At 65.8% G+C, this 12646-nt stretch carries 18 protein-coding genes; 5 read left to right on the forward strand and 13 right to left on the reverse strand.

The features are described from left to right. Window positions 1-219 carry a hypothetical protein gene (locus tag GIW81_RS15020; protein ID WP_154740174.1) on the reverse strand — a complete coding sequence of 73 codons (219 nt, stop codon included), beginning with the start codon at window positions 217-219 and terminating at the stop codon, window positions 1-3. A 77-nt stretch (window positions 220-296) separates the two neighbouring features. On the opposite strand from GIW81_RS15020, the gene GIW81_RS15025 reads away from it, so the two are divergent. Further along, window positions 297-1115: a cytochrome c gene (locus GIW81_RS15025; RefSeq protein ID WP_154740175.1), complete on the forward strand. Its 819-nt coding sequence runs from the start codon at window positions 297-299 to the stop codon at window positions 1113-1115. Here GIW81_RS15025 and GIW81_RS15030 read toward each other — a convergent pair. From GIW81_RS15030 to GIW81_RS15045, 4 genes are all read right to left on the reverse strand, one after another. Continuing rightward, entirely contained in the window at window positions 1112-1969 is an 858-nt protein-coding gene (locus tag GIW81_RS15030) for a hypothetical protein (protein ID WP_154740176.1), read from the reverse strand. The two genes, GIW81_RS15025 and GIW81_RS15030, sit on opposite strands and share 4 nt — an antisense overlap. Then, complete coding sequence (locus GIW81_RS15035; protein ID WP_154740177.1) at window positions 1970-2497, reverse strand: hypothetical protein; 528 nt, start codon at window positions 2495-2497, stop codon at window positions 1970-1972. It lies immediately after the preceding gene. A gap of 72 nt (window positions 2498-2569) precedes the next feature. Continuing rightward, window positions 2570-3712, reverse strand: coding sequence for a DMP19 family protein (locus tag GIW81_RS19385; protein WP_210251946.1), 1143 nt, complete (start codon window positions 3710-3712; stop codon window positions 2570-2572). A gap of 116 nt (window positions 3713-3828) precedes the next feature. Next, a complete protein-coding gene (locus GIW81_RS15045; protein ID WP_324615058.1) occupies window positions 3829-4209 on the reverse strand; it encodes a hypothetical protein in 381 nt (126 codons plus the stop codon). 150 nt (window positions 4210-4359) lie between these two features. On the opposite strand from GIW81_RS15045, the gene GIW81_RS15050 reads away from it, so the two are divergent. The 3 genes from GIW81_RS15050 (at window position 4360) to GIW81_RS15060 (ending at window position 7000) form a co-directional block, all read left to right on the forward strand. Continuing rightward, window positions 4360-4890 carry an adenine phosphoribosyltransferase gene (locus GIW81_RS15050; RefSeq protein WP_154740178.1) on the forward strand — a complete coding sequence of 177 codons (531 nt, stop codon included), beginning with the start codon at window positions 4360-4362 and terminating at the stop codon, window positions 4888-4890. Between the two features lie 247 nt (window positions 4891-5137). Further along, window positions 5138-6235: an S-methyl-5-thioribose-1-phosphate isomerase gene (gene mtnA, locus GIW81_RS15055; protein WP_154740179.1), complete on the forward strand. Its 1098-nt coding sequence runs from the start codon at window positions 5138-5140 to the stop codon at window positions 6233-6235. Window positions 6236-6313: 78 nt separating this feature from the next. Next, entirely contained in the window at window positions 6314-7000 is a 687-nt protein-coding gene (locus GIW81_RS15060; protein WP_324615059.1) for a class II aldolase/adducin family protein, read from the forward strand. Between the two features lie 12 nt (window positions 7001-7012). Here the strand turns inward: GIW81_RS15060 and GIW81_RS15065 are convergent, their stop codons facing one another. Beyond that, window positions 7013-7285, reverse strand: coding sequence for a hypothetical protein (locus GIW81_RS15065; protein ID WP_154740180.1), 273 nt, complete (start codon window positions 7283-7285; stop codon window positions 7013-7015). Between the two features lie 57 nt (window positions 7286-7342). Continuing rightward, complete coding sequence (locus tag GIW81_RS15070) at window positions 7343-7525, reverse strand: hypothetical protein (RefSeq protein WP_154740181.1); 183 nt, start codon at window positions 7523-7525, stop codon at window positions 7343-7345. A gap of 175 nt (window positions 7526-7700) precedes the next feature. Here GIW81_RS15070 and GIW81_RS15075 point away from each other — a divergent pair, with 175 nt between their 5' ends. Then, entirely contained in the window at window positions 7701-8438 is a 738-nt protein-coding gene (locus tag GIW81_RS15075) for a WD40 repeat domain-containing protein (protein WP_195930584.1), read from the forward strand. Between the two features lie 23 nt (window positions 8439-8461). On the opposite strand, the gene GIW81_RS15080 is transcribed toward GIW81_RS15075, so the two are convergent. The 6 genes from GIW81_RS15080 to GIW81_RS15105 form a co-directional block, all read right to left on the reverse strand. Then, complete coding sequence (locus GIW81_RS15080) at window positions 8462-8923, reverse strand: TonB family protein (protein WP_154740183.1); 462 nt, start codon at window positions 8921-8923, stop codon at window positions 8462-8464. A gap of 48 nt (window positions 8924-8971) precedes the next feature. Next, window positions 8972-10069: a redox-regulated ATPase YchF gene (gene ychF, locus GIW81_RS15085; RefSeq protein WP_154740184.1), complete on the reverse strand. Its 1098-nt coding sequence runs from the start codon at window positions 10067-10069 to the stop codon at window positions 8972-8974. A 171-nt stretch (window positions 10070-10240) separates the two neighbouring features. Then, complete coding sequence (locus GIW81_RS15090; RefSeq protein WP_154740185.1) at window positions 10241-10612, reverse strand: hypothetical protein; 372 nt, start codon at window positions 10610-10612, stop codon at window positions 10241-10243. Window positions 10613-10753: 141 nt separating this feature from the next. Next, the gene (locus tag GIW81_RS15095) at window positions 10754-11206 is read right to left on the reverse strand and encodes a GAF domain-containing protein (RefSeq protein ID WP_195930585.1); all 453 of its coding nucleotides are present in this window, start codon (window positions 11204-11206) and stop codon (window positions 10754-10756) included. A gap of 83 nt (window positions 11207-11289) precedes the next feature. After that, complete coding sequence (locus GIW81_RS15100) at window positions 11290-12204, reverse strand: LapA family protein (RefSeq protein ID WP_154740187.1); 915 nt, start codon at window positions 12202-12204, stop codon at window positions 11290-11292. 90 nt (window positions 12205-12294) lie between these two features. Next, window positions 12295-12642 (reverse strand): hypothetical protein, encoded by a 348-nt coding sequence (locus GIW81_RS15105; RefSeq protein WP_324615060.1) that lies wholly within the window; start codon window positions 12640-12642, stop codon window positions 12295-12297. Window positions 12643-12646 lie beyond the last annotated feature (4 nt).

The following is a 12646-nucleotide window of genomic DNA, read 5'->3' on the forward strand; positions in this document are numbered from 1 at the left end:
TCACGGGCTGGCGGCCTTCGCGGCGGCGGCCTCGCGTCGGCGCTGGTACTCTTGCTCCATCGCCTCGATGTGCCGGTAGACGTTCGCCAGCTCCTCCTTGCGCTCCTCGCTCTGCGCTTCCTCCAGCCACTGCGCGAACTCCTCGCGCAGGGTGAAGAGCACGTCGAGCGCGCCGGTGATCTCGTGCAACTCGCGCTGTGCGTCCGTGCCGTCGGTCATCGTCGAGTTCCTTTGCGGGAGCGGATGCGGCCACGCTACAGTGCGGCCGGAGCCCGTGCAATTCTCGGAAGGCCGCCATGCGCATTGTCTTGCTGCCACTGCTCTGCACGCTGATCCTGTGCGCCGCGGCGCGCGGCGAGGACGCGGCGCTGACGCTTAAGCTCGGCGCCGAGGAGCAGCGCTTCACCGCCGCCGAGCTGCTGGCGCGACCGGATGCAGCGACCATCTCTATTCCCGACGATGTCTCCTACAAGCGGACGATGACCTATCGCGCCGTGCCGCTGCTGGCGTTGATCGGCGATACGCCAGACCCGGCAGTCGACACGCTCGAAGCGCGCGCGGCGGACGGCTTCGTCTCGCAGGTGCCGATGGCGCTGGTCGAGAAGGGTGCGAAGGGCGGCAGCGTCGCGTGGATCGCGGTGGAGGACAGGGCCGCGCCGTGGCCGCCGCTGCCGGGCAAGGATGTCTCCGCCGGGCCGTTCTATCTGGTGTGGGAGCATCCGGAGCGGTCGGGCGTCGGCACCGAGCTGTGGCCTTATCAGACCGTGGCGTTGACCGGCACGGAGTCTCCGCCGCATCGCTGGCCGCAGATGGCGGTCGACGCGACGCTGCCGGCCGACGACCCGGCGCGCCTCGGCCAGCAGGTGTTCACGACCCAATGCATGCCCTGCCACCGCATGAAGGGTGCGGGCGCCGCCGACGTGGGTCCGGACCTCGGCCAGCCGATGAACCCGACGCGGTATCTGACGCGGGATGGCCTGCGCGCGCTGATCCGCAATCCCAAGGCAGTGCGCACCTGGCCGCAGCAACAGATGCCGGCGTTCGACGTCAAGGCGTTGCCCGACGCCGACCTCGACGCCGTCATCGCCTATCTGACAGCGATGGCTCCGCGCTAGCGCTGGCCGTTCACAAGTTCGAAGTCGGACGCCAGGCCGTAGACGCGCAGGCTGGTGTCAGGCTTGAACGGCTTGAAGACGATCCAGTCCTCGCCGTCGATGGTGACGAAGCCCGCAGGCTGCATTCCTTGGTCCTTCGGGACGCAGATCGCCGACAGCGCGTTGCGATCGGGCAGGACGCGCACACGGACATTGTCGCGTTTGGCGAACGGCACGACGCCGCGCATCGATTGCTCCGGCGGGACGGGCGAGGTGATGAAGCGCCGCGTCGTGTTCTCAGGCAGTGGCGGCGGCTTGGCGGAGAGTGTCCGCTCGATACCCTCGAGGTTGGGCTGGCCGTAGATGGCCTGGATGCCTTCCCAAAAGATGAAGGTGATGGGCGTGCCCCACTTCTTCCCGGGCCTAAGGAAGCGCTCCTGCAGGATGATGTCAGTGACGTTCTGCACCTCGGCAATGAAGGCGCGCTGCTGGGCGTTGAGGCCGTCGGTCTTGGCGGAGTTCTGCTGGTAGACCCGGGTCAATGCCGCCGGCGTCCCGTCGGAAGCGAGATCGGCCACCTGTGCCGCGTGACGCTCGTTGCCGCCCTGCTGAACCGGAATGAAGCGGGCATCGAACGCGTAGCGATGACTACCGAGCGCCTGGAAAACGGACTTGCAGACCGGGCACCACGCCGCGCCGAGAATATAGACCGTCGGCCGCCCGGGCGTGACGCGCATGCCCGCCGTGAATAGCGATGAGAACTCGCGCCAGTTCTCCGCATCGCTGGCGCCGCACCAGTCGGCTCGTGCCGGTAAGGCGGCGATCAGGAGCGTGAGCGTGGCGACAAAACCGAAACGAGCTTTCGAGAGCGCCACTCAATGCTCTCCCGCGAAGTCAATGCACTGCAACGTGCCCGGCCGAGCCTGGGGGGGCTTCGTCTGGCGCGGCTTCTTCAAGTCCCAGGCGGAGATGACAGTCTTGGGGTCGCCACCCTCGGGATTGACGTTGATGCCGATGAGAATGTTGTCGGTGTCGTACTCACTGCCCATGACGTAGTCGTCGGAGGCGCTGCCGAAGGCTGCCTCGCCGATCCAGCCGTAATGGCCGTTGGCGGGGTTGCACCAGAAGACGACGATGTTGCCCTTATAGCCGGTGCGCGCCTTGCGCACGGTCACGGTCAGGTCGCGCCCCCACGACACGGGCGAGACAATGAATGTTTCCTCCGGCGGTGCAAATGCCTGCGGTGCAGGCGTGGTCACGGCCCCATTTTCGCGTCGCGTACTTTCGCGATACTCGGAGAGGAAGAAGCCCAAGATGCCGATCAAACCGCCAACGATGGTGACGACGATTCCAACGCGCGCGAGTGTGCGCCAACCTCCCTTTTCCGCTTCTCCCTCGGTCATGGTGCCTTCCCCATCTTCCCCGCTATTTTGCTACCAGCCCGGGTGCGGGTTAGGCAATACAACGTTCACCGATCAGCACGGCAGGAGCTTTTTTTCGCGGGCGTAGATGGTCATGGCCGACCAAAGATCGGGGCCGCCTGCGATGGCCGAGCTGTCGCCCACGCGCACGACCGTGGGGCCGCCGTCGAGGGCGTAGAACTCGTCGGTGAGCTTCTGGAGCTTCTCGTCCCACGGGCTCCAGCCGCTGTGCGAGAAGAACTTGTCGCGCCGCTTCTCGGTGTCGCGGATATACGTGCCGGGGAGCATGTCGAGTCCCTTCTTGAAGATTGCCGCCTGGCGCTCCAGCCCGATCTCCAGCAGCGCCGCGTGCACCTCGGGTGCGATGACGCCCGAGGAGTTGTAGAAGAACTGATGCACGCCGCCGTTCTCGAACTCGGCGTTGAACACCGAGAGCGCCGCGAGCGTGCGCTGCTCGAGCGGCAACGCGGCGAGTGCCGGGGCCGCTTCCACGTCCGGCTTGCCCCACATCTGCAGCCGGTCGAGCAGCGCCTGGTTCAGGTAGCGCAGGCGCGCCGTTTCGCCCAAGCGTGCGCGCTGGCCTTCGATACGCTGCCATAGTGCGGGCTTGCGCTCTATGAAGGCGACCATGACCTTGCCGAACGCTTCGCGGTCGCCGAACGATTGCGCGATCTCCAGCATGCGCTCGTCGAAGTCGTTCATCGGGGTGTCGAGGGAGGAATAGGAGAAGAAGGCGACGCGCCTGTCTTCGTCGACGGGATAGTCCGGGCCGAACATCGCCAGGGCCAGCGTGAACAGGTCGTGCTCACGCTTGAGGCCGGCGGTTTCCAGCGCATCGCCTATTGCCGGAGCGTGGCGCGCGACACCCATGAAGAAGAACGTGTGCAGGCCGTCGCGGCCGAGATTGTCGCGCAGGACGTCGAGAAACACGAGCGTCCGCGTGTCGGGGTCGAGGTCGGCGAGAGAGGCGTTGAATTTCTCCGGAGCGTCGAGGGAGGCGTGCACCGAATAGCGGCCGATCGTCTCGCTGATCAGCTCGGCGAACGGCACGTGGCGGATGTCGACATCGGGTCCCGTGAAGGCTTCTTGCGGACTGGCGCGCACGCGGCAGCCGTTGTCGCTCACGTCCTTGGAGTAGGACGGGATGATGACCTTGATGTCCTTGGGGTCGGTGCTCTTCTTTTGTGAGGGTGCCACGGGGTCTTCACCCTCCGTGGCTTCGCGGGCTGCTGAGATGCCGCTTACGGCCAGCAAGATGCAGGCCGCGAGCATTAGAATCACACGCACACTCGCCATCGATCCGCCGCTGCGCCTCAGTTGGGGAAGGTGACGAGGATCTGCATGTGGATCAGCTCCGGGTACATCGCCTTCACGACGTTGCCGCCGAGGTAGAGCAGCACGCTCAGCACAATGAGCGCCGGGATCGCGGCGAACACCGCCTTGATGAAGAACGCCACGAGGTGGCTGAAAGGAACGTCGAAGCGGTTGACGACCGTGCCGGAAAACCCTTCGGCCGGGGCGCGTCGCTCATCGCGGGAGTCGCTCGCGCCGAAATCGTGTGTCAATGTGGCGGCGCGCGCCTTGGCTTCCTTCTCACGGGAGGCACGCTCGCGCGCCTCGCGTTCCCGTCGTAAAGTTCGCGGAAGGTCATCCGATCCCTCATCCGCCATGAGGGGAAATTCAACGCTGGCCACGCCCGAGCCTCCTGAAAAGCGCCGCAGGCAACGCCTGCTGGGGCGGCTACGGCGCCATGCAATGTGTAGTAATCGGCGGCGGTAAAACGCCTACCGTCTTGTGATCGATATTGCTATTTTGCGCCGGCAATTTGGCGGGGAGGGTTCACTTTGGGCGATTTGCGGCAGCTTGTACGTACGATTCCGGATTACCCGAAGCCGGGCATCCTGTTCCGGGACGTGACGACGCTGATGGGCGATGCCAAGGGCTTCAAGGCGGCCGTCGAAGGCATGGCGGCGCCCTACCTGAACGACAACATCGATGCGGTGGCGGGCATCGAGGCGCGGGGCTTCATTCTGGGCGGCGCCGTGGCGGACCGGCTGTCGTGCGGCTTCATCCCCATCCGCAAGAAGGGCAAGCTGCCGTGGAAGACCATCGGGCAGCAGTATTCGCTGGAGTACGGCGTCGACATCATCGAGATCCACGCCGATGCCATCAAGCCGGGCGAACGCATCCTCATCGTCGACGACCTGATCGCCACCGGCGGCACGGCGGAGGCCGCGGCCAAGCTCATCAGCCGCACGGGGGGGCTCGTGGCGGGGCCGGCGTTTCTCGTCGATCTCCCAGATTTGGGCGGTCTCGACCTGTTGCGCAGCCACGGCATCCGCACCCATGCGCTGCTGGCCTTCGAAGGCCATTGAGGACGCGTGGCCGGCAATCCGCTTCCGCCCGACAAGCTACGCCTAGCGCTGCAGAGGATCGCCGAATGGCGGCTCAATCGGCTCCTGCCGGTCGCCTGTCCCGTGTGTGAGGCTAAAGGCCTCGAGATCGTCGACCGGTCGACCCGGCCGCACGCCGAAATGGTACGCGCTCAGCTGCCTCTCTTGCGGCCTGGAGCACACCATCCACATACCCATGGCGCCAACCCTGCCGAGCGGTGATTAGACGATGAAGATCAAGGGCAAGGCTTACCGGACGATCTGGCTCGCCCCCGACGGATGGTCGGTGGAGGTCATCGACCAGACGCGGCTGCCGCACGAGTTCTCCGTCATTCCGCTGAAGTCGGCCGAGGACGCTGCGCGCGCGATCCTGTCGATGCAGGTGCGCGGCGCGCCGTTGATCGGCGCCACGGCCGCCTACGGCCTCGCCATGGCCATCCGCCAGGACGCCTCCGACGAGGCGATCGACAAGGCCGTCGAGTTCCTGGCAAAGCAGCGGCCCACCGCCATCAACCTGCGCTGGGCTCTGGAGGAGATGCGCCGCGCCGTGCAGAACCTGCCGCGCGAGGAGCGCGTCGCCGCCGCCTACAAGCGCGCCGCCGACATTTGTGACGAGGATGTCGAGACCTGCCGGCTGATCGGCGTCCACGGCAAGGCGCTGATCGACGATATCGCCCGAACCAAGGGCAACGGCGAGAAGATCGAGGTGCTGACCCACTGCAACGCCGGCTGGCTCGCCTGCGTCGACTGGGGCACGGCCACGTCGCCCATCTACCAGGCGCATGACGCCGGCGTGCCGCTGCATGTTTGGGTCGACGAGACCCGCCCGCGCAATCAGGGCGCCTCGCTGACCGCATATGAGCTCGGCAGCCACGGCGTGCCGCACACCATCGTCGTCGACAACGCCGGCGGCCATCTCATGCAGCACGGCAAGGTGGACCTCGTCATCGTCGGCACCGACCGCGTTGCCGCCAACGGCGACGTGGCGAACAAGATCGGCACCTATCTCAAGGCCTTGGCGGCAAAAGATAATAACGTGCCGTTCTACGTGGCGCTGCCGCACTCGACCATCGACTGGGCGCTGCAGGAGGGGCTGTCGATCCCCATCGAGGAGCGCTCGGCGGACGAGGTATTGAAGATGCCGGGACGGCTGGCGGACGGCAGCGTCGTCACGGTGGAGATTGCCGCGCCCGGCTCGCCGGCCGGCAACCCGGCGTTCGACGTTACCCCGGCGCGTCTCGTGACCGGCTTCATCACCGAGCGGGGCGTCTGTCCGGCGACGCGGGAGGGACTTCTGTCGCTCTATCCCGAGCGGGCCGGGGAGTAGCGACTACAACCTTTTATAGTTCTGCCATAGAACCTGTGGCAGGCTGCGCACCTAAAGTTGTGGTCGCGAGAGCCGAGCGTGAAAAAGAGCAAAACAAAACCCAAAGCCAGGGATGCCGAGAAGGTGGCGCGGCAGGTGGTGATCGACGCCGCGCTGGCGATGAGCGGCTCTGGCCTGTCGCCGGGTCGCTCGGGCAACGTCTCGTGCCGCTGGAAGGGCGGCATGCTCATCACGCCGACCGGCATGGCGTATGCGGAGATCCGTCCGCGCGACATCGTCTTCGTCAATGCGAAGGGCAACGTGCCCGACAAGAAATCGCGCAAGCCGTCGAGCGAGTGGCGCTTCCATCTCGCCGCCTATCACGCACGTCCCGACGTGAAAGCCGTGGTGCACACGCATTCGCTCAACGCGACGGTCCTGGCCTGCGCGCACAAACCGATCCCGGCGTTTCACTACATGGTCGCGGTGGGCGGAGGGAACGACATTCCCCTCGTGCCGTACGACACATTCGGCACCGATGAGCTGGCGCAGTTCGTCGCCACTGGGCTCGCGCAGCGCAACGCCTGCCTGATGGCGAACCATGGGCAGATTGCCATTGGCGCCAACCTGGGGGCGGCGCTCGAGTTGGCGCGCGAGGTCGAAGTGCTGGCCGAGCAGTACGTGAAGGTGCTGACGCTCGGCGGCGAGCCGCACATTCTTCCCGAGGACGAGATGGCGCGGGTGCTAGAGCGCTTCAAGAGCTACGGGCAGAACGCGCAGGGATAAGCCGCTCGGCGGCTAATCCATGAACTCGCCGAGCGTCGTCTTGCAGGTCCGGCGCCACTGCTGCTTCGTCATGTGCGTGCCCCGATCCCAGATCGCCATGCAGTCTTTCATGCGCTGCTCCGGTGATGGGTCGAGATTGATGCTGCCGGTGGTGGTCGTTGCCGTCGGCGTCGTTCCCGCCGGAGTGTTAGCCGTGGCGCTGGTGCCGGGATCGGCAAGCGCTGTAGCGCTGATCAATAGAGCGCCGGCAATGGCAATCATGCTGGCCTTGGCAATTCTGCTCATTCGTTTGTCCGTTGTCTGTCAGCGGGAACAGCGGCGATGCCGCTGCTCCCTGCGAGCCTAGCTAACGCGCGGGCCCTGCATTTGGCGCAGCGCCGCTTCAATTCGCCGCCAAGTCTCTGCCTGCATTGTGTCGCCCTCGTGCTCGAAATCGCGAGCCTTTTGAGCCGCGTGCGCCACGGCCAGTTCGCCCCGCGCTTCGCGCAGCTTGCGCGCATGCTCCTGAATTTCCATCGCCTGCATGTCGGATCCTCCATGGTGTTGGCGATGGAGGGGATGTGGGGACGGAGCGGCGAGGTACCAAGTCGGTAACCGTTCCCGGTCAGGCGGCTGGCGGGAAAGGCGAGAGACCGGTAGGCTTTCGCGATTGCAGTTCACCTGCGAAAGCAACTGCGCACCGTACCTTTCGGTGGTTCCCATGCGCCGCCCTGCCATCTTCCTAACCGCCCTGACCGCGTGTGTCGCCCTCGCCATGGCAGAGGCAGTCGGCGAGCAGTACCAACAGTTCGGCGACGCTCAATCCGCCGATCTCGATCTCCTGAACAGGAGCAGCGACGGGACCCGCGAGCTGAGACGAAGTGAGGGCAAGGCCTACGACATCGAGGTGTGGGACACAGAGGCGAAGAAGACCCTGGGCGCCATCACCGGCCTGTCAGGTGTGGTCAACGTGGCGAACCTCAGTCCGGACGGAACGAAGGTCGTCACTGCCGAACGCACGGGCATCGTCGGACTGTGGGACGCCGCAACCGGCAAGCAGATCCGCTTGCTGCGCGGGCACGAGGACCAGATTCACGACGCGCGTTTCAGTCCGGACGGGACGACGATCGCGAGCGCCGCACGCGATGGGACGGCGCGGACGTGGGACGCCGAGACCGGTGCGCAGATCGTCGGGCACAAGCAGTCGGGCGGAAGCTACGTCGATGCGGTCTCGTTCAGCCCCGACGGGCGATGGGTGCTGTCGTCGGGTAACGGGTGGGTCGATATCTGGAATGCGCGAACGGGCGACGTTCACTCCTCGACGAGGATCGGCCCCGAGGACGAAGGCGCCTTCACGACGTTTGCCCGCTTCAGCCCGGACGGCAAAGCTATTGTCGTCATGGACGACGATAAGCCGAAGGATCAGATCCCCCTCGTAATGCCGCTGCCGCGGAATTAGCCGTCAGCGTGCATGACTTCGCCCTATTGCGGCGGCGGCGCCGCAGCGCTGACGATCGTAAAGGTCGCGTCGACCTCCTCCGCCGGCGAGGGGGAGAATGCTGGTGGCGGGGCAAATGGTTTGGCGCGATCCAGTGCGGAGAGGAACACGGCGTCGAGCGGCTCGTACCCGCAGCTCATCTCGATGCGGCGGGAGAGCAGCTGGCCCGAGGGGCCGATCCTAATCTTGAACCGCACGCTGTTGACTTGCAGCATGCCGCCGGCCTCCTTCACGAGAGCGCCCACCTCGGCCATGTCGATCTGCCCGCCAATGAAACTCGACAGATAGGTACGGTATTTGACCACCTCGGCCTGCTGCTCCGGGGTCAACGGCGGCGGCGCGAAGTTGAGCGGCGGCGGCCCGTCTTGGTCTTTCGCCTGCTGTTGGGCGAAGCTGACGCAATGGCAGCTCAGGAGGGCGATGATCGCCAACAATGTCCGTCGCATACTGAACCCAAACGCGGTCGTCTCTCATACTAGAGACGATTCCGGGTGCTAGTTTGCGAATCGGAAGTGCATGACGTCGCCGTCCTTGACGACGTACTCCTTGCCTTCCAGCCGCATCTTGCCGGCGTCTTTCGCCCCGTTCTCGCCGCCGAGCGCCACGTAGTCGTCATAGGCGATGGTCTCGGCGCGGATAAATCCCTTCTCGAAATCCGTGTGGATGACGCCGGCCGCCGCCGGACCCTTGGTGCCGCGCGTGATCGTCCAGGCGCGCGCCTCTTTCGGGCCGACGGTGAAGTAGGTGACGAGATCGAGCAACTTGTAGCCGGCGCGGATAAGCCGATTGAGGCCCGGCTCGGCGAGGCCCATCTCGGCGAGGAACTCGGTGCGGTCCGCCGGCGGCAGGCCGGCGAACTCGGCCTCGATCTTGGCGGAGATGACGACGCTGACGGCGCCCTCGGCCTGCGCCTTCTCCTCGACCTTCTTGGAGTACGCGTTGCCGTTGGCGGCGGCGGACTCCTCGACGTTGCACACGTAGACGACCGGCTTGGAGGTGAGGAGCTGCAAGCCGACGAAGATCGGCCGCTCCTCGGGCGTGATGCTCGCCATGCGTGCCGGCTTGCCGTCGCGCAGGGGGACGAGCGCCTTCTCCATCACGGTGAACAGCGCTTTCGACTCCTTGTCGCCGGCCTTCGCCTTCTTCTCGGTGGCGACGCTCCGCTTCTCCAGGCTCTCCATGTCGGCGAGCATCAGCTCGGTCTCGACGACCTCGGCGTCGGCCAGCGGGTCGATGCGGTTCTCGACGTGCGTGATGTCGTCGTCCTCGAAGCAGCGCAGCACGTAGGCGACGGCATCGACCTCGCGGATGTGCGACAGGAACTTGTTGCCGAGGCCCTCGCCCTTGGAGGCGCCGCGTACCAGGCCGGCGATGTCGACGAACGTCAGCCGCGTCGGGATGATCTGGCCGGACTTGGCGATGGCGGCGAGCTTGTCGAGGCGCTCGTCGGGCACGCCGACCTCGCCGACGTTCGGCTCGATGGTGCAGAACGGATAGTTGGCGGCCTCGGCGGCAGCGGTCTGCGTCAGGGCGTTGAAAAGTGTCGACTTACCGACGTTGGGCAAGCCAACGATGCCGCATTTGAAGCCCATGAAACCCGCGCCTGGCTGATGAGGAGATTGGCTTGGGTTGCCTGGGACGTCGTGGCCACCCGCCGGAGCTGCCGCATGCCTAGTGGCTTCGGGCCGGAAAGTGAAGCCCGCCGTTGCCGCAGCGGGTACGCTGGGGCGCTCTCCCAGCATTTCGGGTGACTTTGTTGTGTCCTACCGCGATCCGCGGCCCTTGGCGGCGAGATCGCACGGGTAGATGCCATTGACGATGCGGGCGATGACGGAGTCCACATCGGAGCCGGCGTCGCCGAAGCGGGCCGCGGAGAGCTGCAACCGCACGTGCTCGAGCAACGACACCGGGATGACGCCGCTTTCGACCATTGTGCCACCGAAGCTCCGCGGCAGGCAGATACGCCGGTTGGTGCCAGTGTTGAGGCTACTCAGCCGCGTGCCGATGCGATTGAAGCAGTGGCCTAGCTTCTCGTCATGGCAATGCTTCACGAACTCGTAGACGGCCTCGGCATGCGCCGGGCGGGCGAGCAGCACAGCGCAAATCGCGATCGCCGTTGCAGTCAGCTTGGTCACCGCCATGCTCCTCGGTTACACGAGGCTAACGCGCAGCGATGCATTCTGGATCAGTATCTGGCCGGCAGGCAAGGTATTGGCGCGGCCGCGAAGCACTATGGCGGGCGGCGCTCGTCGGTCGGCAAATCGTCCCGCTAAAGCCTAGCCCGCGCGCGCTCCATTCCCGCGCAGCGCCGCGAGCTGCCGGCCCTCGTGCATCAGCTGGGCGATCTCGCTCTCGGCAAACGTGCGCTCGGTTCGATTGGCCACGCCCAAGGCGCCGACGACCTCGGTGCCGTCGAAGATCGGCACGACGATCGAGCCGGCGAGGCCGGTGGCTTTGGCACCCGGGCGCACGTCGCCGGAATTGTCCGTCTGGATGTTGCAGGCGTTGACCGGCTCGGCGCGTTCCACCGCGAGCCCGGCCATGCCCTTGCCGACCGGGATCGTGCGGATGATGGCGACGACGGCTTCGGGCATGCCGGCACTCGCCGCCGCCAGGTGCAGCATGCCGTCGTCACCGAGGAAGTGGATCGTGCCGCTGTCGGCCGCGAAATCGCTGACGATCCGCTGCAGGGCAAGCGAGCAACCGTGGGCGCTAGGGGTCTCGGGCATCTGTGGCGCTCCTCTCATGAGCGGAGAAGCGTAACAATATTACATGAACGCGCAAGCGCCGGACGGCACCGGCTACAAAGAGACTAGCGGAACTGGGTGAGCGTAAAGGCGGAATAACTCGCCGGGCTCGGCAGCTTCTCCTTGCCGCTCATGGCGTCGGCGAGCGCTTCCCCGATGTTGGTATCGGGATCGGCTTCCTTCACCGCGATGACGATGAACGGCCGCTGCCAGCTCGTGCCGCCCGTCTCGCAGTTGGTGCACGGGTCGCGGTACTGGCCGAGGTTGAGCGTCCAGATCGGTATGTTGGCCGTCACGGCGCCCGACACCAGCGTCGCCGCCTGCTTGGCGCGGCGCTCGGCGCGGGCCACCTCGTCGGCGGCATTGCCCTCCTGCGAGGCGGTGCCGACCGTGATCACTTCCTTGGCGTCGGCAAGCGCGTTCTTCACCTCGTCGTCGAGTACGGCGGCGGCGACCTGATCGCGCGGGATCGTCACGCCGTCCTTCTCGAGGTCCTCGGCGCTGCCGCGCACCCACAGGAAGCTCTTGTTCAAGACGACGACGTCGAAGGCGGCGTGCCGTCCGGCCTTGTCCTTGCCCTCGATGGCGAAGACGGTGGAGTTGCGCGTCTGGCGCACCTCCGCCTGCGGGTTGACGGCAGCCGTCTCGACTTTCAACGGCTCGATGACACGCTTGTGGATTTCGACGGCGCCGTAGGTCGCCGCGGCGCCGGTCGTGGCGACGAGCATGGCAACGCCGGCGTTGGTCTTGAAGAGACCCAGGAACCAGGAGATGCGATCCCACCAGCCGGCGCCCCTGTCGTAGGCGCGGTAGCCGCGCCAGAACCAGCCGAGCACGCCGCGCCGCCGCTCCTCCTCGCGCACGAGCGCGGCAGCTGCCGCGGCTTCCGGGTTGCCGCACGCGATCCACGCCACCACAAAGCCGACGGCGAATGCGCCAGCGATGTACCAGGAGAGATTGGTCATCAGGTCTTGCGGCATTGTTTCCCCTGACGTGGCGGTAGCAGCGCGGCACCGCGTCGTGTGGCGCCGCGGCCGGCGATACGTGCGCCGGCCCAGCGTGCAGCGACGCTAGAAGTTTACGTGCTGGATCACGTAGCCGGCGGCGAAGGCGATGAGGCCGGCAATGACGATCTGCGGCATCACGGAAACGAACTTGCCCAGCAACTCGACAAAGGCGTGGAACAGCGCGACGACGCCCGACCACAGCACCATGAACGCCTTGTAGAGAATGTAGGCGATGGCGCCGAGGGCGATGATGAGGATCACGATCTTCCAGATCGGCAGCGACTGCCAGTCGGACGAGAAAACGGAGACGATCTGGCCGAACGACCAGGTCCAGACCAGCTGCAGAAACTTGAAGATTGCAGCGATGCCCTGCTGCAGAAACTGAACTATGGAATTGATGATCCCTTCCACGTGC

This window comes from Hyphomicrobium album, from assembly GCF_009708035.1.
Lineage (GTDB): Bacteria > Pseudomonadota > Alphaproteobacteria > Rhizobiales > Hyphomicrobiaceae > Hyphomicrobium_A > Hyphomicrobium_A album.